The organism is Rhodoferax sp. SPJ4 (assembly GCF_058216275.1).
In genome coordinates this window covers 748,960-772,950 of record NZ_JBYZMN010000002.1, presented here as the reverse complement: position 1 = coordinate 772,950, position 23,991 = coordinate 748,960, and the positions used below count along the sequence as shown (strand labels likewise).

General features: G+C 64.9%; 24 protein-coding genes, 2 tRNA genes and 1 pseudogene. 15 read left to right on the top strand and 12 right to left on the bottom strand.

All coding sequences use genetic code 11. From position 1 onward, the window contains the following. Positions 1 to 170: pseudogene (locus AC4BAR_RS11105) on the top strand (ABC transporter ATP-binding protein); the annotation flags it as partial. 64 nt (positions 171 to 234) lie between these two features. Next, positions 235 to 1,149, top strand: coding sequence for a CoA transferase (locus AC4BAR_RS11100; RefSeq protein ID WP_490627912.1), 915 nt, complete (start codon positions 235 to 237; stop codon positions 1,147 to 1,149). A 7-nt stretch (positions 1,150 to 1,156) separates the two neighbouring features. Here the strand turns inward: AC4BAR_RS11100 and AC4BAR_RS11095 are convergent, their stop codons facing one another. The 4 genes from AC4BAR_RS11095 to AC4BAR_RS11080 all read right to left on the bottom strand — a co-directional run bounded on the left by AC4BAR_RS11095 (position 1,157) and on the right by AC4BAR_RS11080 (position 6,829). Continuing rightward, the gene (locus tag AC4BAR_RS11095; RefSeq protein ID WP_490627911.1) at positions 1,157 to 2,860 is read right to left on the bottom strand and encodes an ABC transporter ATP-binding protein; all 1,704 of its coding nucleotides are present in this window, start codon (positions 2,858 to 2,860) and stop codon (positions 1,157 to 1,159) included. Next, positions 2,860 to 3,894: an ABC transporter permease gene (locus AC4BAR_RS11090; protein WP_490627910.1), complete on the bottom strand. Its 1,035-nt coding sequence runs from the start codon at positions 3,892 to 3,894 to the stop codon at positions 2,860 to 2,862. The genes AC4BAR_RS11095 and AC4BAR_RS11090 overlap by 1 nt, the downstream gene beginning before the upstream one ends. 4 nt (positions 3,895 to 3,898) lie before the next feature. After that, positions 3,899 to 4,927 carry a microcin C ABC transporter permease YejB gene (locus AC4BAR_RS11085; RefSeq protein WP_490627909.1) on the bottom strand — a complete coding sequence of 343 codons (1,029 nt, stop codon included), beginning with the start codon at positions 4,925 to 4,927 and terminating at the stop codon, positions 3,899 to 3,901. A gap of 105 nt (positions 4,928 to 5,032) precedes the next feature. Then, positions 5,033 to 6,829, bottom strand: a complete 1,797-nt coding sequence (locus tag AC4BAR_RS11080; RefSeq protein WP_490627908.1) for an extracellular solute-binding protein — start codon at positions 6,827 to 6,829, stop codon at positions 5,033 to 5,035. A gap of 37 nt (positions 6,830 to 6,866) precedes the next feature. On the opposite strand from AC4BAR_RS11080, the gene fabI reads away from it, so the two are divergent. Both fabI and AC4BAR_RS11070 read left to right on the top strand, forming a co-directional pair. After that, a complete protein-coding gene (gene fabI, locus AC4BAR_RS11075) occupies positions 6,867 to 7,661 on the top strand; it encodes an enoyl-ACP reductase FabI (protein WP_490627907.1) in 795 nt (264 codons plus the stop codon). Positions 7,662 to 7,691: 30 nt separating this feature from the next. Next, positions 7,692 to 8,495 carry a crotonase/enoyl-CoA hydratase family protein gene (locus AC4BAR_RS11070; protein WP_490627906.1) on the top strand — a complete coding sequence of 268 codons (804 nt, stop codon included), beginning with the start codon at positions 7,692 to 7,694 and terminating at the stop codon, positions 8,493 to 8,495. A gap of 86 nt (positions 8,496 to 8,581) precedes the next feature. Here AC4BAR_RS11070 and AC4BAR_RS11065 read toward each other — a convergent pair whose 3' ends face one another. Next, on the bottom strand, positions 8,582 to 10,858 hold the full coding sequence (locus AC4BAR_RS11065; RefSeq protein WP_490627905.1) for an Orn/Lys/Arg family decarboxylase: 2,277 nt from the start codon (positions 10,856 to 10,858) through the stop codon (positions 8,582 to 8,584). A 142-nt stretch (positions 10,859 to 11,000) separates the two neighbouring features. On the opposite strand from AC4BAR_RS11065, the gene AC4BAR_RS11060 reads away from it, so the two are divergent. The 7 genes from AC4BAR_RS11060 to AC4BAR_RS11030 all read left to right on the top strand — a co-directional run bounded on the left by AC4BAR_RS11060 (position 11,001) and on the right by AC4BAR_RS11030 (position 16,358). Continuing rightward, positions 11,001 to 11,429 (top strand): NfeD family protein, encoded by a 429-nt coding sequence (locus AC4BAR_RS11060; RefSeq protein ID WP_490627904.1) that lies wholly within the window; start codon positions 11,001 to 11,003, stop codon positions 11,427 to 11,429. Positions 11,430 to 11,463: 34 nt separating this feature from the next. Then, positions 11,464 to 12,393, top strand: a complete 930-nt coding sequence (locus AC4BAR_RS11055) for an SPFH domain-containing protein (RefSeq protein ID WP_490627903.1) — start codon at positions 11,464 to 11,466, stop codon at positions 12,391 to 12,393. A gap of 1 nt (position 12,394) precedes the next feature. Beyond that, positions 12,395 to 12,772: a DUF2237 family protein gene (locus AC4BAR_RS11050; RefSeq protein ID WP_490627902.1), complete on the top strand. Its 378-nt coding sequence runs from the start codon at positions 12,395 to 12,397 to the stop codon at positions 12,770 to 12,772. A gap of 16 nt (positions 12,773 to 12,788) precedes the next feature. After that, a tRNA-Ser gene (locus tag AC4BAR_RS11045) sits at positions 12,789 to 12,878 on the top strand. A gap of 184 nt (positions 12,879 to 13,062) precedes the next feature. Further along, a complete protein-coding gene (locus AC4BAR_RS11040; protein ID WP_490627901.1) occupies positions 13,063 to 13,413 on the top strand; it encodes a hypothetical protein in 351 nt (116 codons plus the stop codon). Positions 13,414 to 13,618: 205 nt separating this feature from the next. Further along, a complete protein-coding gene (locus AC4BAR_RS11035; RefSeq protein WP_490627900.1) occupies positions 13,619 to 15,286 on the top strand; it encodes a hypothetical protein in 1,668 nt (555 codons plus the stop codon). Between the two features lie 334 nt (positions 15,287 to 15,620). Beyond that, on the top strand, positions 15,621 to 16,358 hold the full coding sequence (locus tag AC4BAR_RS11030; RefSeq protein WP_490627899.1) for a Crp/Fnr family transcriptional regulator: 738 nt from the start codon (positions 15,621 to 15,623) through the stop codon (positions 16,356 to 16,358). Here the strand turns inward: AC4BAR_RS11030 and AC4BAR_RS11025 are convergent. Beyond that, complete coding sequence (locus AC4BAR_RS11025) at positions 16,355 to 16,879, bottom strand: pyridoxamine 5'-phosphate oxidase family protein (protein WP_490627898.1); 525 nt, start codon at positions 16,877 to 16,879, stop codon at positions 16,355 to 16,357. The genes AC4BAR_RS11030 and AC4BAR_RS11025 overlap by 4 nt on opposite strands. Before the next feature lie 257 nt (positions 16,880 to 17,136). Here AC4BAR_RS11025 and AC4BAR_RS11020 point away from each other — a divergent pair, with 257 nt between their 5' ends. From AC4BAR_RS11020 to AC4BAR_RS11010, 3 genes are all read left to right on the top strand, one after another. After that, on the top strand, positions 17,137 to 17,580 hold the full coding sequence (locus AC4BAR_RS11020; protein ID WP_490627897.1) for a CHRD domain-containing protein: 444 nt from the start codon (positions 17,137 to 17,139) through the stop codon (positions 17,578 to 17,580). Next, positions 17,577 to 17,801, top strand: coding sequence for a hypothetical protein (locus tag AC4BAR_RS11015; protein ID WP_490627896.1), 225 nt, complete (start codon positions 17,577 to 17,579; stop codon positions 17,799 to 17,801). The genes AC4BAR_RS11020 and AC4BAR_RS11015 overlap by 4 nt, the downstream gene beginning before the upstream one ends. Positions 17,802 to 18,148: 347 nt before the next feature. Further along, positions 18,149 to 18,571 (top strand): VOC family protein, encoded by a 423-nt coding sequence (locus AC4BAR_RS11010; RefSeq protein ID WP_490627895.1) that lies wholly within the window; start codon positions 18,149 to 18,151, stop codon positions 18,569 to 18,571. Between the two features lie 18 nt (positions 18,572 to 18,589). Here the strand turns inward: AC4BAR_RS11010 and AC4BAR_RS11005 are convergent, their stop codons facing one another. Beyond that, positions 18,590 to 19,189: a hypothetical protein gene (locus AC4BAR_RS11005; RefSeq protein ID WP_490627894.1), complete on the bottom strand. Its 600-nt coding sequence runs from the start codon at positions 19,187 to 19,189 to the stop codon at positions 18,590 to 18,592. 242 nt (positions 19,190 to 19,431) lie between these two features. Here AC4BAR_RS11005 and AC4BAR_RS11000 point away from each other — a divergent pair, with 242 nt between their 5' ends. Continuing rightward, a complete protein-coding gene (locus AC4BAR_RS11000) occupies positions 19,432 to 19,989 on the top strand; it encodes an NUDIX hydrolase (protein WP_490627893.1) in 558 nt (185 codons plus the stop codon). 50 nt (positions 19,990 to 20,039) lie between these two features. On the opposite strand, the gene AC4BAR_RS10995 is transcribed toward AC4BAR_RS11000, so the two are convergent. The 5 genes from AC4BAR_RS10995 to pheT form a co-directional block, all read right to left on the bottom strand. Then, positions 20,040 to 20,348, bottom strand: a complete 309-nt coding sequence (locus AC4BAR_RS10995) for a c-type cytochrome (RefSeq protein WP_490627892.1) — start codon at positions 20,346 to 20,348, stop codon at positions 20,040 to 20,042. A gap of 195 nt (positions 20,349 to 20,543) precedes the next feature. Further along, positions 20,544 to 20,620 (bottom strand) — tRNA-Pro (locus tag AC4BAR_RS10990). Between the two features lie 56 nt (positions 20,621 to 20,676). Next, complete coding sequence (locus AC4BAR_RS10985) at positions 20,677 to 21,126, bottom strand: MerR family transcriptional regulator (protein ID WP_490627891.1); 450 nt, start codon at positions 21,124 to 21,126, stop codon at positions 20,677 to 20,679. 78 nt (positions 21,127 to 21,204) lie between these two features. Next, positions 21,205 to 21,540, bottom strand: coding sequence for an integration host factor subunit alpha (locus AC4BAR_RS10980; protein WP_490627931.1), 336 nt, complete (start codon positions 21,538 to 21,540; stop codon positions 21,205 to 21,207). A gap of 25 nt (positions 21,541 to 21,565) precedes the next feature. Further along, positions 21,566 to 23,983 carry a phenylalanine--tRNA ligase subunit beta gene (gene pheT / locus AC4BAR_RS10975; RefSeq protein ID WP_490627890.1) on the bottom strand — a complete coding sequence of 806 codons (2,418 nt, stop codon included), beginning with the start codon at positions 23,981 to 23,983 and terminating at the stop codon, positions 21,566 to 21,568. Positions 23,984 to 23,991: the final 8 nt, after the last annotated feature.

Here is a 23,991-nt window from a genome sequence, read left to right as displayed (position 1 = left end):
TGATCCGTGAGACGGGCATCTCCAGTGTGATCGTCGACAAGAACTGGAAGCATGTCACCCAGATCACCGACCGCAATGTCATCCTCGTCAAAGGGCAGGTGGTGTTTGAAGGGTCTTCGGCACAACTTCTCCAAGACCCCACCATCCTCGACAAGCATTTGGGCGTGTAGGCTCACCACTTCAGGCATGGCCGACCTCTGGCCAGCATGCAAACCATTCACCCAACTCCCCTCCATGGCCACCTCTTTCAAACCTTTGCGCGGCGTGCGCGTGCTCAGCCTCAGCCTCAACCTGCCCGGCCCGGCCGCGCTGATGCGGCTGCGCCAGATGGGCGCCACCTGCGTCAAGCTGGAACCGCCCGCACCCAAGGGCACACCCGAGGGCAGCTCGGGCGACCCCATGGCCCACTACAGCGCCACCACCTATGCCGAGATGCACGCCGGTGTGCGCACCGTGCGCGCCGACCTCAAATCCACCAAAGGCCAGGCGGTGCTGCACCGCGAGTTGGCCAAGGCCGATGTGTTGCTGACCTCCTTCCGCCCCTCGGCACTGACCAAGCTGGGCCTGGGCTGGAAAGGGCTGCACAAGCAATACCCCGGCCTGAGCCAGGTGGCCATCGTCGGCGCACCCGGCGCGCGCGCCGAAGAGCCTGGCCATGACCTGACCTATTTGGCCGACAACGACCTGATCACCGGCCTCGATTTGCCGCCCACGCTGTACGCCGACATGGGCGGCGCGCTGATGGCCAGCGAGGCGGTGCTGCAGGTGGTGTTACAGCAGCGCAGTGCCGCCGCAAAAACACAAGGCACAGACAAAGGCCTGTTCTTGGAGGTGGCCTTGTCCGAGGCCGCCCGCTGGCTGGCCCGGCCGCGGGCCTGGGGCCTGACCCTGCCCGGCTCGGCCATCGGCGGCGCCCATGCGGGCTACCAGGTCTACCCCTGCAAAAACGGCCGGGTGGCGGTGGCGGCGCTGGAGCCGCATTTCGCGGCCTCGCTGTGCGCCGCGGTGGGTGTGCCCGTCACCAGCGCCAAGACGCTGTTTGCACCCAGCACGAAAAAAACCATTGCCGACTGGCTGTTCACACAAACCCGCAAGCAGCTCGATGCGCTGGCCGTGGCCAAGGACATCCCGCTGCACACCCTGCCCTGAGGCCTCGTCACTCGACCGTGGCGGCGGCAACGAGCCGCTGGGTGTACGCATGTTGCGGCGTGTCCAGCACCTGGTCCACCGTGCCGGACTCGACAATGGCACCGTCCTTCATCACCAGCACCTGGTGGGCCATGGCACGGATCACGTCCACGTCGTGGGTGATCAGCAAATAGCTCAAGCCCCGTTCGCGCTGCAGCCGCTGCAGCAGCTGCAGCACCTGCTTCTGGATGGTCACGTCCAGCGCACTGGTGGGTTCGTCCAGCACCAGCAGCTGGGGCTCGACGATCAGGGCCCGGGCGATGGCGATGCGCTGGCGCTGGCCACCGGAGAACTCGTGCGGGTAGCGCTGCAGCAGGCCGGGAAACTGGGCCTCGTCCATGCCCACCTCGGCCAGGGCCTGGGCCGCGCGGGTGCGGCGCTGGGCAGCGTTCAACTCGGGCGCATGGACGCGCAGGCCTTCGCCGACGATCTCCTCGATGGTCATGCGGGGTGACAGCGAGGAGAACGGGTCCTGGAACACCACCTGCACCTGGCGCCGGATGGCGCGGTTGCCGGCGGCCTGCCGGCCCCAGGCGGCGCCCACCACCTGCAGCTGGCCGTCAAACGGCAACAGGCCCAGCGCGGCCAGCGCCAGCGTGGACTTGCCCGAGCCCGACTCGCCCACCACACCCAGGGTTTCGCCATGGGCCAGGCGGAAATCGGCGCCCTGCACCGCCACAAAAGCGTTCTTGCCAAACCAGCCGGCCAGGCCGGGCTTGGGCACGGCGTAGCTGACCCGCACGCCCTGGCCCTGGGCCACGGTGGCGGCATCCGCCGCCACCACCGGCACCTCGCGGGTGGGCCGGCTGTCGATCAGCTTGCGGGTGTAGGCGTGCTGCGGCGTGGCGAACACCTCGGCCACCGCGCCCTGCTCGACGATGTGGCCCTGCTCCATCACCGCCACCCGGTCGGCAAAGCGGCGCACCAGGTTGAGGTCGTGGGTGATCATCAGCACCGCCATGCCGGTCTGGCGCTGCAGCTCGCTCAGCAGGTCCAGGATCTGCACACGCAGCGTCACGTCCAGCGCGGTGGTGGGCTCGTCGGCCAACAGCAGCTGCGGTTTGCAGGCCAGGGCCATGGCGATCATCGCGCGCTGGCGCTGGCCACCGGAGAGCTGGTGCGGGAAGGCCGAGGCCCGGCGCCGCGGCTCGGGCACACCGGTGCTGGCCAGCAACTCCACCGCGTGGTCGCGGGCCTGGGCCACACTCAGCCCCTGCTTGAGCAACAAGACCTCGGCGATCTGCTCGCCCACGCTGAACAGCGGGTTCAGCGCCGTCATGGGCTCCTGGAAAATCATCGCGATCTCGGCACCGCGGACGCCGCGCAGTTCGCGTTCGTTCAAGCCCAGCAGGTCACGGCCACCAAACAGCGCCTGGCCGGACAGCTCGGCGTTTTGCACCAGCCGCAGCAGGCTCAGCGCCGTGACGGTCTTGCCCGAGCCGGACTCGCCCACCAGCGCCAGCTTTTCGCCGGGCGCGACCTGGAAGTCGATGCCATGAACCACGGCCTTGCCGTTGAAGGCGACCCGCAGGCCTTGGACATCCAGCAAAGGGGTGCCGCACGCCGCCGGGCCGCCCCAAGGCGGGCGAGCGGCCCCCGGGACCGGTGAATCCGGGACCCCTCCCCCGGACAGGGGCAGCGAGGACACGCCAGTGCCGAGCGTGGGGGCCATCATTGCTCGGCCTTTCGTGGATCGAGCGCATCGCGCAGCGCGTCGCCCATGAAGGTCAGCAACAGCAGCGTGATCACCAGCACCACGAAGGTGGACAGCGAGATCCACCAGGCGTCGATGTTGTTCTTGCCCTGCGACAGCAGCTCACCCAGGCTGGGGGTGCCCGGTGGCACACCCAGGCCCAGAAAGTCCAGCGAGGTCAGCGCCAGGATGGCGCCGCTCATGCGGAAGGGCAGAAAGGTCACCACCGGCGTCAGGCTGTTGGGCAGCACATGGCGGCGGATGATTTGCCAGTTGCCCACCCCCAGGGCGCGGGCGGCGCGCACGTAGTCGAGCTGGCGGTTGCGCAAAAACTCGGCCCGCACGTAGTCGCTCAGGCCCATCCAGCCGAACAGGCTCAGCAGCACCAGCAGCAGCGAGATGCTGGGCGCAAACACCGCGCTGAAGATGATGAGCAAATACAGCTCGGGCATGGAGCCCCAGATCTCGATGAAGCGCTGGAAGGCCAGGTCGGTCTTGCCGCCAAAAAAGCCCTGGATGGCGCCGGTGACGATGCCCAGCACCACGCCCACCGCGGTGAGCGCCAGCGCGAACAGCACACTGACGCGGAAGCCGTAGATCAGCTGGGCCAGCAGGTCGCGGCCGCGGTCGTCGGTGCCCAGCAGGTTGTCACGGGACGGTGGCGAGGGGTTGGGCGCCTTGGCAAAGTAGTTCAGCGTCTTGGGGCCATAGGGGTTGGGCGCAAACAACGCCCAGTTGCCGGGTTGGGCCAGCCGCTCGCGGATGAAGGGGTCGAGGTAGTCGGTGGGGGCGGCAAAGTCGCCGCCAAAGGTGGTCTCGGGGTAATCGCGCAGCAGGGGCACATAGGTGCTGCCCTCGTAACGGACCAGCAACGGCTTGTCGTTGGACACCAGTTCGGCCGCCAGGCTCAGCAGCACCAGCACACAGAAAATGACCAGGCTGCGGTAGCCCAGCTGGTTGCGTTTGAAGCGCTGCCAGGCACGGCGACCCGGTGAAGGTGAAACGGTGGGCATGGCTTCAGTCGAACTTCACGCGGGGATCGACCCACACGTAGCAGAGGTCGGAAATCAGCTTGGTCACCAGGCCGATCAGCGTGAACAGATAGAGCGTGCCCAGCACCACGGGGTAGTCGCGGCGGATCACGCTCTCGTAGCTCAGCAGGCCCAGGCCGTCGAGCGAGAACAGGGTTTCGATCAGCAGCGAGCCGGTGAAAAAGGCGCCGACAAAAGCCGCCGGAAAACCGGTGACGATGGGGATCAGCGCGTTGCGCATCACATGCTTCCACAGCACCTGGCGCTCACCCAGGCCCTTGGCGCGGGCCGTCACCACGTACTGCTTGCGGATCTCTTCCAGAAAGGCGTTCTTGGTCAGCATGGCGGTCACGGCAAAGCTGCCCAGCACCATGGCGGTGACCGGCAGCGCGATGTGCCACAGGTAGTCGGTGACGCGGGCGGCCCAGCTGAGTTCTTCCCAGTTGCTGGAGGTGAGCCCACGCAGCGGGAACCACTGCAGCTGGCCGCCAAACACCACCAGCAGCGCCACGCCCAGCACAAAGCCGGGAATGGCATAACCCACCAGCACCAGCAGGGTGGTCACCAGGTCAAACCGCGAGCCGGCCCGCACCGCCTTGGCCACACCCAGCGGCACGGCAATCAAATAGCTGATGAAAAAGGTCCACAGCCCCAGGCTGATGGACACCGGCAATTTCTCCCACACCAGTTGGGCCACGTCCTTGTTCTGGAAAAAACTCTTGCCCAGATCGAAGCGGGCAAACTGGCCCAGCATCTGGAAGAAGCGCTCGTGGGCCGGCTTGTCGAAGCCGTACAGCGCCTTGATCTGCGCCAGCCGCTTGGGGTCCACCCCTTGGGCGCCACGGTAGCTTAAGCCCCCGCCCTCGGCCCCGCTGCCCGAGCCGGCCTTGGCCTCGGCCATGTACTGCTCCACCGGGCCGCCGGGCACGAACTGCACCACCACAAAAGTCAGCAGCAGCACGCCCAGCAGCGTGGGCACCATCAGCAACAGCCGTTTGAGGATGTAAACCGCCATGTCAGTGCCTTGTGTTCCATGCCAGGTCGCCGTGGAACCGGCTTGGCCGGGCCGCTGGCGACGCCCCCTGGGGGGAGACGGCCGCAGGCCGTTTCGGGGGGAGGGTCATTTTTTCCACCAGGTTTCAATCGCCCAAAGCTCACCGGGCGCGTACGGCGGCATGGTGGCCGGTGCGGCCAGGCGCCAGGCGTTGTAGGCCAGGCGGTGCGTGCCGGCCGACCACTGCGGAATGAGGACATGGCTGTGCGAGATCACGCGGTCCAGCGCGTGGCAGGCGGGCAGCAACTCGGCCTTGGTTTTGGCGGCGGTGATGCGGGCGATCAGCGCGTCCACCGCCGGGCTCTTCAAGCCGGTGTGGTTGCCCGAATCCTCCATGTCGGCGGCCTTGCTGCCGAACAGATCGGCCAGCTCCTGGCCTGGGCTCAGGCTGCCCTGGTAGGCCAGCGTGGTGATGTCGAATTCGAACTTCTGCAGCCGCTGCTGGTAGAGCGCAAAGTCCACCGGACGGAACTTCAACTGGATGCCCAGCTTCTCCAGGTTGCGCGCCCAGGGCGTGACCACCCGGGCCCCGGTTTCGTTGCTGTCCAGGTACTCGATGACAAAGGCCTCGTTGTTCGCGTTGCGCAGCGCACCGTCGCGGAAGGTCCAGCCGGCCTCTTTCAGCAGCGCCTGGGCCCGCCGCAGGTTGGCTCGCAGCGACGAATCACCGTCGGTGCGCGGCGGCTGCGCCATGGGGCCGAAGACCGCGGAGGGCACGGCCTCGCGCCAGGGCTGCAGCAGCGCCAGCTCGGCCGCGTCGGGCGCACCGCTGGCCTGGCAGTCGGTGTTGCCGAAGATGCCCTGCACCCGCTGGTAGGCGTTGTAGAACATCTGACGGTTCATCCACTCGTAGTCCAGTGCCAGGCCCAGCGCCTGCCGCACCCGGACGTCCTTGAACTGGGGTCGCCGGGTGTTGAGCACATAGCTCTGAAAGCCCGAGGGCAGGCGGTGTTGGAACTCGCCCTTGACCAACTCGCCAGTGTCAAACCGTTTGCCGTTGACGCGGCGCGCCCAGTCGCCGGCCGAGAAGAATCGCATCAGGTCGAACTCGCCGGCCTTCAGCGCCTCCAGCCGGGCGGTGTTGTCCTTGTAGATCTTGACGGTGATGCGGTCGAAGTTGTCGCTGCCGCGCTTGACCGGCAGGTCCTTGGCCCAGTAGCCGGGGTCGCGCACGTAGGTGATGTCCTTGCCGAAACGCACCGGGCCGATTTTGTACGGGCCACTGCCAAGCGGGATGTCAGTGACCACCTGGTCGAACGGTTTGGCCTTGCCGTTCTCCATCCCCCATTTCTGGCTGAACACCGGCAGACCCCCGACGGTGAGCGGCAGCTCGCGGTTGGGCTTTTTGAAGCGGTAGCGCACGGTGCGCTCGTCCAGCACATCGAGCCCGGCCACCTCGTCCAGCAGGGTCTTTAAGGCCGGTGAGGTGAAGGGGCCCACCAAGGTGTCGTAGCTGTGCTTCACGTCTGCGGCCAGCACCGCGTCGCCATTGTGGAAACGGGCCTGGGGGCGCAGACGGAAGGTGGCGCTCAGGCCATCGGGCGCCACCGTCACGTCCTCGGCCAGCAGGCCGTAACCGGCCCCGGCCTCGTCGAGCGCGCCGGTCAGCAGCGAGTCGAACATCAGGTTGGACAGGTAAGCCGGGGCCGAGCCCTTGATGGTGAAGGGGTTGTACTTGTCGAAGGTGGAGGCGCGCTGGTTGCTCACCAAACGGATCTCGCCGCCCTTGGGCGCGTCGGCCCGCACGTAGTCGAATTGCGTGAAGTTGGGCGGGTATTTCAGCTCACCCCACAGCGCATAGCCATGGCCGGCCCACGACGGAAACACCCAGCACCACAGACCGACCAGCAACAAACCACGCATGCGACAATTCTGCACAGTTTTTCTCGGAGACAGATTCATGGGTTTTCTCAGCGGCAAAAAATTGTTGATCACCGGCGTGTTGAGCAACCGCTCCATCGCCTACGGCATTGCCAAGGCCTGCCACGCACAGGGTGCCGAACTGGCCTTCAGCTACGTGGGCGAGCGCTTCAAGGACCGCATCACCGAGTTCGCGGCCGACTTCAATTCCACGCTGATCTTCGACTGCGATGTCGGCGACGACGCGCAGATTGAAAAGCTCTTCAGCGACCTGTCGGCCCACTGGCCGACCTTTGACGGCTTTGTGCACAGCATCGGCTACGCGCCGCGCGAGGCGATCGCCGGTGATTTCCTCGACGGCTTGAGCCGCGAGGGCTTCAAGGTGGCACACGACATCAGCGCCTACAGTTTCCCGGCCATGGCCAAGGCCGCCCTGCCCTACCTGAACCCCAAAGCCGCGCTGCTGACGCTGACCTACCTGGGCGCCATCCGCACCGTGCCCAACTACAACACCATGGGCCTGGCCAAGGCCTCGCTGGAAGCCTCGGTGCGTTACCTCGCCGAATCGCTGGGCCCCAAAGGCATGCGGGTCAACGGCATCTCGGCCGGCCCCATCAAAACCCTGGCCGCCAGCGGCATCAAGGGCTTTGGCAAGATCCTCAGCGTGGTGGCCGCGGCCTCGCCCATCCGCCGCAACGTGACCATCGAGGACGTGGGCAACGTGGCCGCGTTTTTGATGAGCGACCTGGCTGGCGGCGTGACCGCCGAGATCACCTACGTGGATGGCGGCTTCAGCCATGTGGTGGGTGGCATCGCCGAAACCGAAACCGCCTGAACGTCTTCAACCCCTTACCGGAGGCTTGCCATGGTGCGCATCGAGAAGAACGGCGCGGTCTGGACCATCGTCCACAGCCGGTTTGAGGAAGCCCGCAACGCGATGGACCCGGACAGCGCCGACGCGCTGGTGGCGGCCTTCAAAACCTTTGACGCCGACCCCACCGCCCATGTGGCGGTACTGTGGGGGGAAGGCGGGGCCTTCTGCGCCGGCTGGGACCTCAAGTACGCCAGCACGCTGACCGGCTCCGACCGGCCACTGAAAGACATCGACTACCCCTTTGACAACACCGCCGAGGCGCCACGCGGCCCGCTGGGCCCAACCCGGCTGGACCTGGGCAAGCCGGTGATCGCCGCGGTGGAAGGTCCGGCGGTGGCCGGTGGCTTCGAGCTGGCGCTGTGGTGCGACATCCGGGTGATGGCGGAAGACGCCTATTTCGGTGTGTACTGCCGGCGCTGGGGCATTCCGCTGCTGGACGGTGGCACGGTGCGCCTGCCTCGGCTGGTGGGCCAGGGCCGGGCCATGGAGATCATCCTCACCGGCCGCCCGGTGCTGGCCGAGGAAGCGCTGCGCATCGGCGCCTGCGAACAGGTGGTGCCGCATGGCCAGGCCCGCGCCGCGGCGGAGCTGATGGCGGCCCAGATTGCCCGTTTTCCCCAGGCCTGCGTGCAGGCCGACCGCCGCTCGGTGCTGTTGCAGCATGGCCTGCCGGTGCGCGACGCAATGCAGCGCGAGTGGTACAACGGGTTGGACTGCCTGGCCGGCGAAGGCGTGGGTGGCGCTGGCCGCTTCAAGGGTGGCAAGGGCCGGCACGGCGACTTCAGCGACCTCTGAGCACCCCGGTCACGCCGGGCCAACGATGAAAAAACGGCGCCTTGAAGGCGCCGTTTTCGTTCGGTCAATCACTTGCCTGAAGGCGCTCAGACCTTCACGCAGTCGGCGTAGTAATGCTTCTTGCCGTTGGCGTCTTCCTCTTCCACCAGGCCGTGGATGTCGGTCTCGAAGCCGGGGCACTGGGCGTTGAACTCGCGCGAGAACTTCAGGTAGTCGACGATCTTCTTGTTGAACACCTCGCCTGGAATCAGCAGCGGAATGCCCGGTGGGTAGGGCGTGACCAGGCCCACGGTGACGCGGCCTTCCAGGTGGTCGATCTCCACCCGCTCGGTCTTGCGCAGCGCAATGTGGGCATAAGCGTCGCTGGGCTTCATCGCGGGCGTCAGGTCACTCAAATACATGTCGGTGGTCAGGCGGGCGATGTCGTACTTGGCGTACAAAGCGTGCACATGCTGGCACAGGTCGGCCAGGCCCATCTTCTCGTAGCGCGGGTGCTTTTGCACAAACTCGGGCAGCACACGCCACATCGGTTGGTTCTTGGCGTAGTCGTCCTTGAACTGCTGCAGCGCGGTCAGCATGCTGTTCCAGCGGCCCTTGGTGATGCCGATGGTGAACATGATGAAGAAACTGTACAGGCCAGTCTTCTCCACCACCACGCCGTGCTCGGCGAGGAACTTGGTGACGATGCTGGCCGGGATACCGGTCTTGGCGAACTTGCCGTTCAGATCCATGCCGGGGGTGACGATGGTGGCCTTGATGGGGTCCAGCATGTTGAAGCCGGCGGCCATCTTGCCAAAGCCGTGCCAGTTGGTGCCGGCCTTGCTGTTCTTGGTTTCGCCCTTGATGACCCAGTCGTCGGCGCGGCCCACCCCTTCGTCGACCAGCTTCTCGGGGCCCCAGACCTTGAACCACCAGTCGTCACCGTACTCGTCGTCGATCTTGCGCATGGCGCGGCGGAAGTCCAGCGCCTCGGCAATGCTCTCCTCCACCAGCGCGGTACCGCCGGGCGGCTCCATCATGGCCGCGGCCACATCGCAGCTGGCGATGATGCTGTACTGCGGGCTGGTGCTGGTGTGCATCAAATAGGCCTCGTTGAAGAGGTGGCGGTCCAGCTTGACGGTTTGTGAGTCCTGCACCAGCACATGGCTGGCCTGGCTGATGCCGGCCAGCAGCTTGTGGATGGACTGGGTGGAGTACACCACGGCGTGTTTGGGCCGCACCCGCTTCTTGCCCATGGCGTGGTAGCTGCCATAGAAGGGGTGAAAGGCCGCGTGCGGCAGCCAGGCTTCGTCGAAGTGCAGGTTCTCCACATAGCCGTCGAGCATGGACTTCACCGTCTCGGTGTTGTAAAGCACGCCGTCGTAGGTCGACTGCGTCAAGGTCAGCACCCGCGGCTTGACCTGGTTGGCGTCCACGCCCTTGAGCAGCGGGTTGGCCTTGATCTTGGCCTTGATGGCGGCCGGCTCGAACTCGCTCTTCGGAATGGGGCCGATGATGCCGAAGTGGTTGCGGGTGGGCTTCAGAAACACCGGCACCGCGCCGGTCATGATGATGGCGTGCAGCACGCTCTTGTGGCAGTTGCGGTCGACCACCACCACGTCGTCTGGCGCCACGGTGTGGTGCCAGACCATCTTGTTGGAGGTGCTGGTGCCGTTGGTCACAAAAAAGCAGTGGTCAGCGTTGAAGATGCGGGCGGCGTTGCGCTCGCTGGCGCCGATGGCACCGTCGTGGTCCAGCAGCTGGCCCAGCTCTTCCACCGCGTTGCAGACGTCGGCGCGCAGCATGTTCTCGCCGAAGAACTGGTGGAACATCTGGCCCACCGGGCTTTTGAGAAACGCCACCCCACCCGAATGGCCGGGGCAATGCCAGGAGTAGGAACCGTCTTCCGCGTAGTCGAGCAAGGCCTTGAAGAACGGCGGCTGCACACCTTCCAGGTAGTTCTTGGCCTCGCGCACGATGTGGCGGGCCACGAACTCCGGCGTGTCCTCGAACATGTGGATGAAGCCGTGCAGTTCGCGCAGGATGTCGTTGGGAATGTGGCGCGAGGTCTTGGTTTCGCCGTAGACGTAAATCGGCACGTCGAGGTTTTTGCGACGCACCTCTTCGATGAAATGGCGCAGGTTCAGCACCGCCGGGTCGAGGTCGGGGCCGGGGGTGAATTCCTCGTCATCGATCGACAGAATGAAGGCGCTGGCCCGGCTTTGCTGCTGGGCGAACTGGCTCAGGTCGCCGTAGCTGGTGACGCCCAGCACCTCCAGGCCCTCGCCTTCGATGGCCTGGGCCAGTGCGCGAATGCCCAGGCCCGAGGTGTTCTCGGAGCGGAAGTCTTCGTCGATGATGACAATGGGGAAGCGAAATTTCATGCAAACCTCGGAGCGCAGGCCGCGCGGAACGGTGACAAAGACGACAAGTAGCCGCGAAGTGTAAGGAATTCAGGTGACGGAAACTTTGTCCATCCCCCCATTTGTCCCAAAATGTGGTGACGATTGGACATTTGGAGACTCGATGGCGAATTCAACGCTGTGGTGGTTGCTGGCTGGCGGGGCGGTGGGGGTGGAGCTGCTCACCGGCACCTTTTACCTGCTGATGGTGGCCATTGGCCTGGCGGCTGGTGCGGTGGCGGCCCACCTGGGGCTGGGCAGCACCGCCCAGATCGCGCTGGCGGCGGTGGTGGGTGGGCTGTGCACCGTGGCCTGGCATTTGCAACGCAGCCGCCACCCGAAAGACGCCGCCGCCGACGCCAACCGCGATGTGCACATGGACATCGGCGGCCAGGTGCAGGTGGTGGCCTGGGATGCCGATGGCCTGGCCCAGGTGCATTACCGCGGCGCCCAGTGGCAAGCTCGCCTGCAGCCGGGCACCACCCCGTCGCCGGGCCGCCATGTGGTGGTGGCACTGAATGGCAACACGCTGGTGCTGGCACCGGCCCCCTGATCCCGAACCCTCTCACCGAAAGCACAACAACACCATGGAAATCGCACTCGTTCTGGCGGTCATCGTCGTCATCTTCATCGTCCGCACCTTCAAGATCGTGCCGCAGCAAAACGCCTGGGTGGTGGAGCGGCTGGGCAAGTACGACCGCACGCTGACGCCGGGTCTGAAGTTCATCATCCCCTTTGTTGACCGGGTGGCCTACAAACACAGCCTGAAGGAGATTCCGCTCGACGTGCCCAGCCAGGTCTGCATCACCCGCGACAACACCCAACTGCAGGTGGACGGGATCCTGTACTTTCAGGTGACCGACGCGATGCGTGCCAGCTACGGTTCGTCCAACTACATCATGGCCATCTCGCAGCTGGCCCAGACCTCGCTGCGCAGCGTGATCGGCAAGCTGGAGCTGGACAAGACCTTCGAGGAGCGCGACATCATCAACGCCCAGGTGGTGGCGGCGATTGACGAGGCGGCGCTGAACTGGGGCGTGAAGGTGCTGCGCTACGAGATCAAGGACCTGACGCCGCCCAAGGAAATCCTGCACGCGATGCAGTCGCAAATCACCGCCGAGCGCGAGAAACGCGCGCTGATCGCCGCCTCCGAGGGCCGGCGCCAGGAGCAGATCAACATCGCCACCGGCGAGCGCGAGGCCTTCATCGCCCGCTCGGAAGGCGAGAAGCAGGCCGCCATCAACAAGGCCTTGGGCGACGCCGCCGCCATCACCACGGTGGCCGACGCCACCGCCGAGGCCATTGCCCGCATCGCCGCCGCCATCCAGCAGCCGGGCGGCGAGCAGGCGGTGCAGCTCAAAGTGGCCGAGCGTGCGGTGGACGCTTTCAGCAAGGTGGCGGCCGAATCCAAAACCACATTGATCGTGCCCAACGACATGGGCCAGGTGTCCGGCCTCATCATGTCGGCGATGACCATGCTCAAAGGTCCCTCCACCACCCCCACGAAAGCCCCCTGACATGGCCCTGAACGTGCTGGGCACCGAACTCGTTCCGTGCTCCTACGACCCGCTGACCGGCTTTTTCCGCGACGGCTGCTGCAGCACCGACGAACACGACCACGGCAGCCACGTGGTGTGTGCTCGCGTCACCCAGGAATTTCTGCAGTACTCGCTGGCCCGCGGCAACGACCTCGTCACCGCCCACCCGGAGTGGCGCTTTCCCGGCCTGAAACCCGGCGACCGCTGGTGCTTGTGCGCCAACCGCTGGAAGGAAGCGCTGGCCGCGGGCGTGGCGCCGCCGGTGGTGCTGGAGTGCACCCACGCCCGCGCGCTGGAATTTGTGAGCCTTCAAGACCTGCAAGCCCACGCCCTGCCGCTTCGCAGCCCATTGCACTGATACAATCATGGGCTTCGGAGAGGTGGATGAGCGGTTTAAGTCGCACGCCTGGAAAGCGTGTGTGGGCTAATCCCCACCGCGGGTTCGAATCCCGCCCTCTCCGCCAAGACAAGGTTTCAGAGCTTCCCAAGAAGTCCTAGAGACCTCCTAAGAGCCCCTATCCACGGGGCTTTTTTGTTTTCTGACGTCCAACAGCATCCGTTGCCAGCCAACCCCTGATGGGGATCTCTTCGGGGGTATCGGGCCGAAGCAGCTGGGATATTTCTCCCACTCTGCCCACGGAAGCGACTGTGAACGCAGAGACCACCCCATCCCAGGCCAATAAAGCCGGAAAATCCAATGGGCTCACCGATGCCAAGGTCAAAACCCTCAAGCCCGAGGCCAAGGCCTACAAGGCCGTCGATGGCGGTTACACCGTCTTCTTACCCGCCGCTTGGATAGCGCCCATCGAGGTGACGGTGGAAGAGGCCAAGCGGTCTGCCCTGATCGCCCGGATGACGCAGTCACCCTCACCCTCAGTCAAGAGCGCGTGGCGTCAATCCAGTCGGACCTTTCAACGCATCGAGGCGAAGCGGGGTAGGCCCAGCACCCGCTCCACGCATCGGCCATGGTTTCAATCCAGAATGGTTTGTGGTGCTTGAACTACCGCGGACCAGTCCATGGTTGCACTCCCCTTTTGCACGCAACCAGTCTGGCGTCTCACATGTCGGATCGCACTCCGCCATGTTTCTTGCCGCACAGACTTCCCAGGACGAGATCATAAAAATCACCATTCACCCACATGTTTATTCCCAAGCCTTGACTTGTTGTATGGCTAGATGAGCTTTATTCAAAAAGGAATCGTTTATGCAATTCAACAATATTCACGGCTTGCTTCTGGGTACGATCATGGCTGGATTGACCACCGCACTCGTCGTGGGATGCAGCAGCGACAGGTCCCAGGTGAATCCGCCCGCCGCTGTCCCAGGCAGTCTGCCCATTGGCAGCGATGGTCCGGGCAACCAGGGCGCGCCGGTTGTGCACCAAACCGGCAACAACGAGTCAGGCAAGCAAGTGTTTCGTTTCGAAACCTTCGGCAATGAAGGGTTTTTCACAGATGCACTGCGTCTGCCCCAAGGCATCCTGGCCGTCAAACTGACGCCATTGCAGGCTTTGCAGCTCGGCTTGAGCGTGGACAGCGATGCCCTGGATGCCGCAACGTCTCGCGACATTGCAGCCGAAGCCAAGACGGACTTGAGTCCAAAAAATGCTCCACTGCTCAACGACCCAGCCACCACCCTTCAACTGCTAAACGCCAACGCCATCATCGGCATGGTTGCGAAAAACACCAACAACAACCCGATGATGGGCGTCACGCGACAGTCCAAAATAGGTGTCTCTTGCGCGCTGTGTCACACGATCACAGATGCCTCGGTACTCGACATGGCCCACGGTGGCTCAATTGGCAAACGGCTCGACGGTCGCGCTGCGCACAATCTCAATTTTGGGGCCATCGCCGCGACTGCACTGAATTCGCGGGCGCTCTATCCGGCACTGCAATTGGCGTTGGTCGCCAACGGCGGCAAAACGCTGGGCCGTGCGCCGACTGGCTTGACACCCCTGTCTACCGAAGCGGAGGTTGATGCCTACTTAAGCAATCCGGCTTACTACCCTACAGGAACCTTCGACGACACGGTGGACGGCAACGGTGATCCCATGCACAACTCCGCGCTGTTTCGAACAGACCTGGCCGCTCCATGGGGCACCGAGGGCGCGATTGCCCGTTTGGACAACTTCAGCAACTTGGTCTACACATCCCTCTTCGACCCGACCCTGTTGACGACCCCGGGCGGGCGGGCGTTCATGCAGAAGTTGGGCGGCAAGGCCGCAGGCAATGAAATTGTGGATGGCTACATCAAGGTTTTGAAAGCGACTGGCGTCACCGGCTATCCGTATGTCAAAGCAAAACCACATCCCATGCCAGGCAGCGAAGAGGCCCCAATTGGCTTGCGGGTGGACAATCAGAAACTGCTCGACATGAATGGTTACCTCAACAGCCTTCAGGCGCCGCCTGGGGTCGTGAAGAATGTGGCGGATGCGACCGCTGGACGGGTGCTGTTCCGCAACCAATGCGCCAGTTGCCACAACGTCGATCAGGCAAGAGCAGTGCCTGCATTCATGGTGCCAATGAAAACCATCTTTCCCGGCGACAACCCAGTCACCTTACTGGCAAAGCGCGATGCGCCGCTCAATCCAGTACTCAACACGGTTGAGAGCTTTTTTGACGACAAGATGGCGGTTGTGAACGCGAGCCTGCGTGGCGACGTTCGAGGCACGGCCATGCCGCTGTTGCTGGACCTGGCCCGCAAACCCAACTTTCTGCACGACAACTCAGTACCCACGATAGAGACGCTGTTGGACCCGGTCCGCGGGGCCACCGCACCGCACCCGTTCTATGTCAGCGACCCCAGACAACGCGAGCAGATGGTGGAATTCCTGCTCGGGCTAGATACCACACCAAGCGCGGTGCGCTGACCCTGCCCCTATGGGGGAGGCGCAGGGATGTTGCACAATGGCCGTTGGTAACGCCAGCGGCGCCCGAGCGGAGCGCCGGCTCGACAGACAGTGCCATGATCGCCGGGCTTTTTTTCGCGTGCGAAAGCCTCGGCGGATGCCAATTTCAGGCCGGGGAATTCATGCAGGCAACCCCACTTAAGGCGTGCCACTGCGGACGTCTTTTAACCCATCGGCGACGTTGCTCCAGCAGAAGACAAGGCAAACCCCGGCGCTGACTAAACCCAGCAGTTGGCCAGTTTCCTCCGCTGCCCACCGCACAGACAGCTCAAACCAAGTGGATTACTGTAGTCCTATGGACTTCACTCACAGGCAGAAAAAAAACCGCTTGCTCGCCGCCTTGCCAGACGAGGTGTTTGCGCACTGGTCGCCACACCTGGAGCCGGTCCACATGCCTTTGGGTCAGGTGTTGTACGAGTCTGGCATCACCTTGAGCCACGTGCATTTCCCCACCACCTCTGTCGTATCCCTGCTGTACGTGATGAAGAACGGTGCGTCGGCCGAGATCGCCGTGATCGGCAACGATGGCCTGGTGGTTCTGCCTCTGCTGCTGGGCGGTGGCTCTACCATTGGACGGGCGCTGGTCCAAAATTCGGGCGAAGGTTTCCGCCTGAGTGCGTCCCTGCTGACGCAGGCGCTAGAAACCAACATACCGGCGTTACACCTGTTTTTGCGGTTCACTCAGGCTCTGGTGACCCAGATGACCCAAACCGCCGCCTGCAACAAACACCACGCACTCGACGAACAATTGTGCAGGTGGTTTCTGCTGACGCTGGATCGCTGTGAGGGTGTGGAGATCGTCATGACGGACAAGCTCATTGCCAACATGCTAGGTACCTTGGTGGCAACCATGAAGGACAGCATGGAAAAGCTCCAGGCCGAGGGCCTCATCACCTACGAGAACGGAGAGGTCCGTGTATGTGACCGCGCGCGCCTTGAGCGGCGCAGTTGCGAATGTTATGGCGTGGTCAAGCGCGAGTACGACCGCCTGCTGATTGGGCCGGCGGCGGGATATCGGCGTACCCCTCACTAAGTGATGCCGGAAATCGGTCCGATGGGTGACAAACCGGTGTAAGAGCCCTGCACTCCCATGCCGATGGGACGGCCCGCCACCACCGAGGCCAGCGCCCCCAACACCCGCACCATTTTGCTGTTGGGCGCGTCCCAGTAGTCGGCGGCCTGGGGAATGAACTTCAGCACCGCCAGATGGGGCGAGTCCGGGCCGTCGGGAAACCAGGGCTTGGTGAAGGTTGTCCACAGGTGCCGGATACGCCCGAAGTCGGTGTGAATCTCGCCACGCCCCGACAAAGACACGTAGGTGCCGTGGTTCATGTCGCTGAATCCCAGGTTCACCGCGGCCAGGTGCTCGACTTTCGAAGAACGCCAGTCGGTGAAGAACCAGAGGGCGCCCTGCTCGTCCATCTCCAACGCGGCCATGGGCCGGCTGGCCAGGCTGCCGTCGGATTCGATGGTGGTCAGCATGCCGATTGGAATGCCCTCGATCAGCTTGGCCACATGGGCAAACGCGGCGCTGGACTGGGTGGTCGTTTTCATGTGTCAGTCTCATGTGGTGGCCTGCGGCGGCCCAGGCCCGCCTTCAAACCAATGGATGCCGAGGGGTCAACGCACGGCGCAGCGCCGGTTTGACGCTGGCCTCAGCTTGGGCCAGATAACGCGGTCTCACTGTGCGCTCGCCCACGGACCTGCCTCTGGGCTGGGCGTTCGATAACGCACAGACGGCCGCTGCCAGCCATCGCAAGATACCGCCGATTGGCCTGCACAAGCCCCACCCGCCTCGACTGGAACCCCCGATGAAAAACCACCTGCTTCGCCACCTCACCGTCGCCTCTGTGCTGAGCCTGGGGGCTTTCAGCCTGCCCAGTTGGGCTGCACCCAACATGTCGCTGACGGCGCCCTTGACCGGTGCCAGCGAGGTGCCTGCGGTCATGACCTCGGCCACCGGCAGGGTCGAAGCGACCCTGACGCCCGACACCCATGTCTTGTCCTGGCGCATTGTTCATGCCGGGCTGAGCGGCCCGGTGACCAAGGCCCACTTTCACGGCCCGGCCATGGCCAACCAGAACTCCGGTGTGTCCCTGGATGTGACCGGCTCCACAGGCAGCCCCATCACCGGGCGCGCCACCCTGACCGCGGCCCAGGCCGCCGACCTGGTGGCTGGCAAGTGGTACCTGAACCTGCACACCGCCGCCCACCCGGATGGCGAAGTCCGGGGCCAAGTCAGCGTCCGGCCATGAGCCGAAGCGCCGTGATCAGCGGGACGGTCGAATACCGGGCCGGCGAAGGCGCCAACATCACCATCCGCCCCGGGCCTTGCGAGGTGGACGAAAACCCGCTGGACGTGACCATCAGTTGGTCGGAGGGCGACTCCCACGGGTCGGCCGCCATGCCCATCGCCGAATACCGGCGCTACCTGGCCAACAAGGCGATTCAGATCGTGGCCACAGTGCGCACCTAAGGTCGGCGCTCCAAGGGTGCGACGTTTGGCATCCAAACCCGGTGTGGCCCGCATGTCGGTGTCGACCTGTCCCGCCTCGAGGTCGCGGGTCGCCTGGACCATCACCGGGTCGGGCCCCGCCGCCCGCCACGGGCGGGGCAGTGGAACGGCGACGCGGGGTGAGGGGGCTTCCGGGGCATCTGAAACCTTGTTGGACCGGTGGGGCAGGCTCTGCCACGGTCGACGTTGAAAGTGGGTTCCAGTTTGTGGCCGACGCTGGACAGGGTCCGTGCGCTGCCCCACCCCACTTCCCAGCCGGTTGCCACTGTCAGACAATCATGGGCACCCATCGGACACCGGAGACCCGCATGACCCAAGCCATCGCCTACCTCTCATTCAACGGCCAGTGCGCAGAGGCCATGCGTTTTTACGAGCAGGCCCTGGGTGGCACACTGGAAGTGCTGATGAGCGGTGCCGACTCTCCCATGGCCGAGCACATTCCCAAGGCATCGGCCCACCGCATTCTCCATGCCCGGCTGGTGTTGCCTGGGGGTGGCACGCTGTTCGCAGGCGACTGCCCCGAGCACTTGCCTTATGAGGGCATCAAGGGGGTGTCCATCACGGTCGATTACGAGGACACGGCGCAGGCGGAGAAGGTTTTCAACGCGCTGGCCGTCGGTGGCCAGGTCACCATGTCCATGCAGCCCGCCTTCTGGGCCCAACGCTGGGGCATGCTGGTCGACCGGTTCGGCACACCGTGGATCGTCAACGGCGCGCCCATCCCGGTTTGAGGGCCCTCGGCGCCGGCGTCAGGCGGCCTTGACCTCGGCCGCCGCCAGCCGGGCGCCCAGCACCTTGCGCAATGCCACCTTGAACAGCATGCGTTCCCTTTCGTTTGGAATGAGGACGGTGCATGTGCGGTTGCCGGTGCGAAAGCACACGCCCTGGGCGTGGTCGGTGGTGGCCATCAGGTGGTCCAACTCGATGGCAAAGGATTGGGTGCCTCCGGCAAATACCACCCGATGGTCGGTGACGACCAGCTCGCCGCTGACCAGGGTCCCAGCGGCCGCGGTGGCCGGTGCCCCGCCCGCCGCCGGCCTCTCCTGCAGTTGCCCGCGCGCGGTAGCGTAGGCCTGCTCACCCGACTCGGTCAGGACCTTTCGGGTTTGCACAGGTTTGAGCGGCTGGTGAAGCAGTTGGACCATGTCCCGCTGTTCGCGCGCCTTGCGTTCCCGGCGCTCCCTGGCATCGGTCAGCAGGTACGCGGCCAGCACCGCGGCCACACCCCAGCAGATGGCGGTGCCGACCAGGAGTTTCTTCAGGGAGCCGCCAGGAATTTCCCCATCCGTCATCCAGGTGATGGCCCCACTGACTGGCACACAAGCCAGGCCAGCCACCACCGCCCACATCATCAGTCGCACAGCGCCCATGATCACCTCCTGCGGATGTGCCCCGGGGGACTGGCGGGTCGGCTGTTTGCCAGGCTGCGGCGTCCTGACCCATCGCGCGACGGGGCATGAAGGCATTCAACGCCGACCTCCGCGGACCGTCAATTGACCTTTTGGCTGAGCCTTTTCGCCCGTCGCCCCCCCGGGAGTGAAGCCGCAACCCCTCGTCACAGGGTCTGGGCCGCACCGCTACACTGCTGGCCATGCAACGATCGCCGATTCGCCACTGCCGCAACTGCGGCACCGCCGTGGTGTACCGCCAGCCAGACGATGGCGACACCCGGCAGCGGGCGGTGTGCCCCAGCTGCCGCACGGTGCACTATGAAAACCCGTTGATGGTGGTGGGCACATTGCCGCTGTGGGGACCGCCGGGCCAGGAGCAGGTGCTGCTGTGCAAACGCAACATCGAGCCCCGCTGGGGCAAATGGACGCTGCCGGCGGGTTTCATGGAGCTGGGGGAAACAACCGAAGCCGGCGCGGCGCGGGAAACCGACGAGGAATCTGGGGCCCGCATCGAAATGGGCCCACTGTTCACGATGATGAACGTGGTCCACGTGGGCCAGGTTCACCTGTTCTATCAGGCCCGGCTGCTGGCCCTGGAGTTCAACCCCGGCCACGAAACCATCGAGGCGCGGATGTTCAGCGAAGCCGACATCCCCTGGGGTGAGATTGCCTTCAAAACCGTCAAAGAAACGCTGGAACGCTTTTTCGCCGACCGGCGACAAGGCTCACTGGGCTTTCACACCCTCGACATCCACTGACCCTCCCCCCGCCCTTCAGGGCCGCAGGCAAGGCCAGTGCGTCAACCGAATTACTTGGCGCCGCCCAGAATCCAGGTGGCCAGGGACTTGGCGTCCGCGTCGCTGAGGCCTTCCATCGGCGGCATGGGAATCGCACCCCACTTGCCCGAGCCGCCGCTCTTGATGCTGGCCGTCACAGCCGCCACAGCGTCTTTCTGGCCCGCGTATTTCTTGGCCACGTCCTGGAAGGACGGGCCCAGCACTTTCTTGTCGACAGCGTGGCAAGACAAGCAGGCGTTTTTCTGAGCCAGGTCCAGGCTGGCCCAGGCGGGGGCAGACACCAGGGTGGCCAGGGTGATGGCAAGGTGAACAACTTTCAAAATTCGCTCCTTCGGGGTGACAAAACAGCTGGGGGCAGGCCTCTGCCCCGTGCGCCGCGGATCATAGCCGCTGGGTCCTCGCCCAGCCTGACAGCAGCCCTACCGCGTGTCGGTGAACACGCCGTGCCCGGGCATTGGGGGGCTGAAAAAGCAAAGGGGGCTGTCAGTTTTCGCTGACAGCCCCCTGCTGATCGTTGGTCGGTGTGAAAGGATTCGAACCTTCGACCCCTTGCACCCCATGCAAGTGCGCTACCAGGCTGCGCCACACACCGTCGAGCCCCAGATTATACAGTGCCCAAACCGGCTTCCAGCCGGTCCCGCACAAAGATCACACCACGGCCACCAGGAGTTCGCGAATCTCGATCAACTCGCGGCGCAGCTGGAACAACTGCTCCCCTTCGCCAGCCGGTGCGCCCTCCAAGGTGAGGGCGGCCAGGTCAGTGAAATCCACGTCGTCGAGTTCCACCACTTCCACTCCGTCGAGCGCGCTCTCGCCGGCCTTGCGCTTTTCGCGTTCGGCCTGGACGATTTCCTGCAACTTGTTGCGCGCCCCGCTGATGGTGAAGCCCTGGTCGTACAGCAGGTCACGGATGCGGCGGATCATCAACACCTCATGGTGCTGGTAGTAGCGCCGGTTGCCGCGCCGCTTCATGGGCCGCAGTTGGGTGAACTCCTGCTCCCAGTAGCGCAACACATGCGGCTTCACGCCGCACAAATCTCCGACCTCACCGATGGTGAAGTAGCGCTTGGCGGGAATCAGTGGGAGGCCGGAGTCCATGGGTGTGGGGCAGGTGGGGCACTGAGGTTACCCCAAGTTCAACCCCGCTGCCAAGGGCGGGCAGAACAAGCGCGTCAGTCAACCGGCGTCGGCCGGTGGCAAGTTGCCCTGAATCTGCTCTTTGAGCTTGTGGCTGGCGTGAAAGGTCACCACCCGTCGGGCCTCGATGGGGATGGATTCGCCGGTGCGCGGGTTGCGGCCAGGCCGAGGGGCCTTGGTGCGGATCTGGAAATTGCCGAACCCGGAAATCTTGACGTCCTCGCCTTCGACCAGCCGGTCGCCGACCAGGTCAAAAAAGGCGTCGACCATGTCCTTGGACTCGCGCTTGTTCAGGCCAATCTGCTCAAACAGCAGTTCGGCCAGCCGGGCCTTGGTGAGGGCCGGCGTCTCCAGGCTGTCCACAGCGAAATCCATCGGGTCTTTCATGGGCGGGGTCGGGTCAAGCACGCAGGCGGGCACCACACTGGGCGCTCAGGGCAGCGAGCACCGTCTGCACCGCCGCGTCGATCTGTGCGTCGGTCATGGTGCCATCGTCGGCGTTCATTGTCAGGCGAATTGCCAGGCTTTTTTCACCCGGTTGCATGTCACCACCGGCCTGTTTGGGACGATAGACATCGAACAGCACCGCGTCGCGCAGCACGCCGCCGGTGGCCGCGCTGCGGATGGTTTCATGAACGGCACCAAAGCTCACCGCCTCGGCCACCACCACCGCGATGTCGCGCGCCACGGCCTGGTGCTTAGGCACCGGCACAAAGGCCGGGACCGAGCGCTGCAGCACCGCGTCCAGCGCCAGCTCAAACAACACCGGGGACTGGGTGAGCCCATAAGCCTGGCGCCACTGCGGGTGCAACTCACCGACAAAACCAATGGCCTCGTCACCCAGCCACACCTTGGCGCAACGCCCGGGATGCAAGGCCAGGTGCTGGGCCGCCTCGAAGCGGGGGCGCAACGGTGCCAGCAGGCTCTCGATGTCGCCCTTGACGTCAAAGAAGTCGACCGGAGTGGCTTTGTTTTCCCAGTGGGTGGCGTCGGACGGTCCGCTGGCCAGCCCGGCGATGCGCATGGGCTGGTGGAAACCGGCCACCGTGGTGTCCGACTCGGCCACCGACGGGTCGCGCAGGAAGACCCGGCCCAGCTCGAACACCCGCACGCGGTCGGCCTTGCGGTCGAGGTTGAATTTCAGCACCTGCACCAGCGAGCCCAGCAGCGACGAACGCATCACGCTCATCTGGCTGGCGATCGGGTTCAGCAGCCGGATGGGGTTGAGGTTGCCGGCGAGCTCATGCTCCCAGCGCTCTTCGACAAAGCTGAAATTGATGGTTTCCTGGTAGCCCAACGCGGCCAAGGCATGGCGCACCGCGAAAGCGCCGCGCCGGTTCTCGGCGCGCAGTTTGGCGGTGATGGGCGCCAGCGGCGGCGTGGTGGGCAGCTGCTCGTAGCCCACCATGCGAACCACTTCCTCGATCAGGTCTTCCTCGATCTGCAGGTCGAAGCGATAGGCCGGCGGGGTCACCGTCAGCACCTCGCCCTGCTGGGTCACCGGCAGGCCCAGGCGGGCCAGGGCGTCCCGGCAGACCTCGGCCGTCAGCGGCATGCCGATCACCTTGGCGGCACGGGCCACCCGCAGGCTCACCGGCTGAGCGACCGGCAGATTCGGCTGCACATCGGTCACCGGGCCGGCCGCGCCACCGCAGATGCTCTGCACCAGCTGCGTGATGCGCTCCAGCATGGCCACCGTCTGGCTGGGGTCCACACCGCGTTCGAAGCGATGGCCGGCGTCGGTGGAAAAATTGAAGCGGCGCGAACGGCCGGCAATCGCGCGCGGCCACCAGAAAGCCGCCTCGATGTAGATGTTTTGCGTGTCGTCGGACACGGCGGTAGCGTCGCCGCCCATGATGCCGGCCAGCGACTCCACCTGGGTGCTGTCGGCAATCACGCCCACATTGCCGTCCACCGTGACGGTGTTGCCGTTGAGCAGCTTGAGCGGCTCGCCGGCCTGGCCCCAGCGCACCTGCAGGCCGCCGTGCAGCTTGTCCAGGTCGAAGATGTGCGAAGGCTGGCCGAACTCGAACATCACGTAGTTGGAGATGTCGACCAGCGGCGTCACGCTGCGCTGGCCGCAGCGGGCCAGCCGGTCCACCATCCACTTCGGGGTGCTGGCCTTGGCGTTGACGCCCCGCACCACGCGGCCGGAGAAGCGGCCACACAGCTCGGGTGCCAGCACCTGCACCGCCACTGTGCCGTCATGCGTGGCGGGCATGGCCGGGTGGTCAACCGCCTTCAGTGGCGCACCGGTCAGTGCCGCCACCTCGCGGGCGATGCCATACACGCTGAGGCAATGCGCCAGATTGGGGGTGAGCTTGAGGGTGAACAGCGTGTCGTCCAGCGCCAGGTGCTCACGGATGTTTTGCCCCACCAGCGCATCGGGGCCCAGCTCCAGCAGACCGGCGCTGTCATCGGACAATTTCAACTCGCGGGCCGAGCACAACATGCCATGGCTGGCCACGCCGCGCAGCTTGCCCAGCTTGATGGCAAAGGGCTTGCCGTCTTCACCGGGCGGCAGTTGGGCGCCCACCAAGGCACAAGGCACCTTGATGCCCACGCGGGCATTGGGTGCGCCGCAGACGATTTGCAGCGGATCGCCCTGCCCCACGGCCACCTGGCAAACGCGCAGGCGGTCGGCGTCCGGGTGGGGCGCCACCGCGACGATCTCGCCCACCACCACCAGGGTGAAGGGCGGCGCCACCGGCTGCAGTTCCTCGACTTCGAGGCCGGCCATGGTCAAGGTGTCAGCCAGCTGGCTGGTGGACAACGGGGGGTTGCAGAATTCGCGCAACCAGGATTCGGGGAATTGCATCGCGACGG

What these genes read in the sequence shown, in the direction of transcription:
- AC4BAR_RS11100 (WP_490627912.1), top strand. Translation starts at nt 235, where the DNA reads ATGGCCACCTCTTTCAAACCTTTGCGCGGCGTGCGCGTGCTCAGCCTC.
- AC4BAR_RS11055 (WP_490627903.1), top strand. Translation starts at nt 11,464, where the DNA reads ATGGAAATCGCACTCGTTCTGGCGGTCATCGTCGTCATCTTCATCGTC.
- AC4BAR_RS11070 (WP_490627906.1), top strand. Translation starts at nt 7,692, where the DNA reads ATGGTGCGCATCGAGAAGAACGGCGCGGTCTGGACCATCGTCCACAGC.
- AC4BAR_RS11030 (WP_490627899.1), top strand. Translation starts at nt 15,621, where the DNA reads ATGGACTTCACTCACAGGCAGAAAAAAAACCGCTTGCTCGCCGCCTTG.
- AC4BAR_RS11090 (WP_490627910.1), bottom strand. Translation starts at nt 3,894, where the DNA reads ATGCCCACCGTTTCACCTTCACCGGGTCGCCGTGCCTGGCAGCGCTTC.
- pheT (WP_490627890.1), bottom strand. Translation starts at nt 23,983, where the DNA reads ATGCAATTCCCCGAATCCTGGTTGCGCGAATTCTGCAACCCCCCGTTG.
- AC4BAR_RS11025 (WP_490627898.1), bottom strand. Translation starts at nt 16,879, where the DNA reads ATGAAAACGACCACCCAGTCCAGCGCCGCGTTTGCCCATGTGGCCAAG.
- AC4BAR_RS10985 (WP_490627891.1), bottom strand. Translation starts at nt 21,126, where the DNA reads ATGGACTCCGGCCTCCCACTGATTCCCGCCAAGCGCTACTTCACCATC.
- AC4BAR_RS11095 (WP_490627911.1), bottom strand. Translation starts at nt 2,860, where the DNA reads ATGGCCCCCACGCTCGGCACTGGCGTGTCCTCGCTGCCCCTGTCCGGG.
- AC4BAR_RS11010 (WP_490627895.1), top strand. Translation starts at nt 18,149, where the DNA reads ATGACCCAAGCCATCGCCTACCTCTCATTCAACGGCCAGTGCGCAGAG.
- AC4BAR_RS10980 (WP_490627931.1), bottom strand. Translation starts at nt 21,540, where the DNA reads ATGGATTTCGCTGTGGACAGCCTGGAGACGCCGGCCCTCACCAAGGCC.
- AC4BAR_RS11060 (WP_490627904.1), top strand. Translation starts at nt 11,001, where the DNA reads ATGGCGAATTCAACGCTGTGGTGGTTGCTGGCTGGCGGGGCGGTGGGG.
- AC4BAR_RS11085 (WP_490627909.1), bottom strand. Translation starts at nt 4,927, where the DNA reads ATGGCGGTTTACATCCTCAAACGGCTGTTGCTGATGGTGCCCACGCTG.
- AC4BAR_RS11065 (WP_490627905.1), bottom strand. Translation starts at nt 10,858, where the DNA reads ATGAAATTTCGCTTCCCCATTGTCATCATCGACGAAGACTTCCGCTCC.
- AC4BAR_RS11080 (WP_490627908.1), bottom strand. Translation starts at nt 6,829, where the DNA reads ATGCGTGGTTTGTTGCTGGTCGGTCTGTGGTGCTGGGTGTTTCCGTCG.
- AC4BAR_RS11015 (WP_490627896.1), top strand. Translation starts at nt 17,577, where the DNA reads ATGAGCCGAAGCGCCGTGATCAGCGGGACGGTCGAATACCGGGCCGGC.
- AC4BAR_RS11035 (WP_490627900.1), top strand. Translation starts at nt 13,619, where the DNA reads ATGCAATTCAACAATATTCACGGCTTGCTTCTGGGTACGATCATGGCT.
- AC4BAR_RS11050 (WP_490627902.1), top strand. Translation starts at nt 12,395, where the DNA reads ATGGCCCTGAACGTGCTGGGCACCGAACTCGTTCCGTGCTCCTACGAC.
- AC4BAR_RS11020 (WP_490627897.1), top strand. Translation starts at nt 17,137, where the DNA reads ATGAAAAACCACCTGCTTCGCCACCTCACCGTCGCCTCTGTGCTGAGC.
- AC4BAR_RS11000 (WP_490627893.1), top strand. Translation starts at nt 19,432, where the DNA reads ATGCAACGATCGCCGATTCGCCACTGCCGCAACTGCGGCACCGCCGTG.
- fabI (WP_490627907.1), top strand. Translation starts at nt 6,867, where the DNA reads ATGGGTTTTCTCAGCGGCAAAAAATTGTTGATCACCGGCGTGTTGAGC.
- AC4BAR_RS11005 (WP_490627894.1), bottom strand. Translation starts at nt 19,189, where the DNA reads ATGTGGGCGGTGGTGGCTGGCCTGGCTTGTGTGCCAGTCAGTGGGGCC.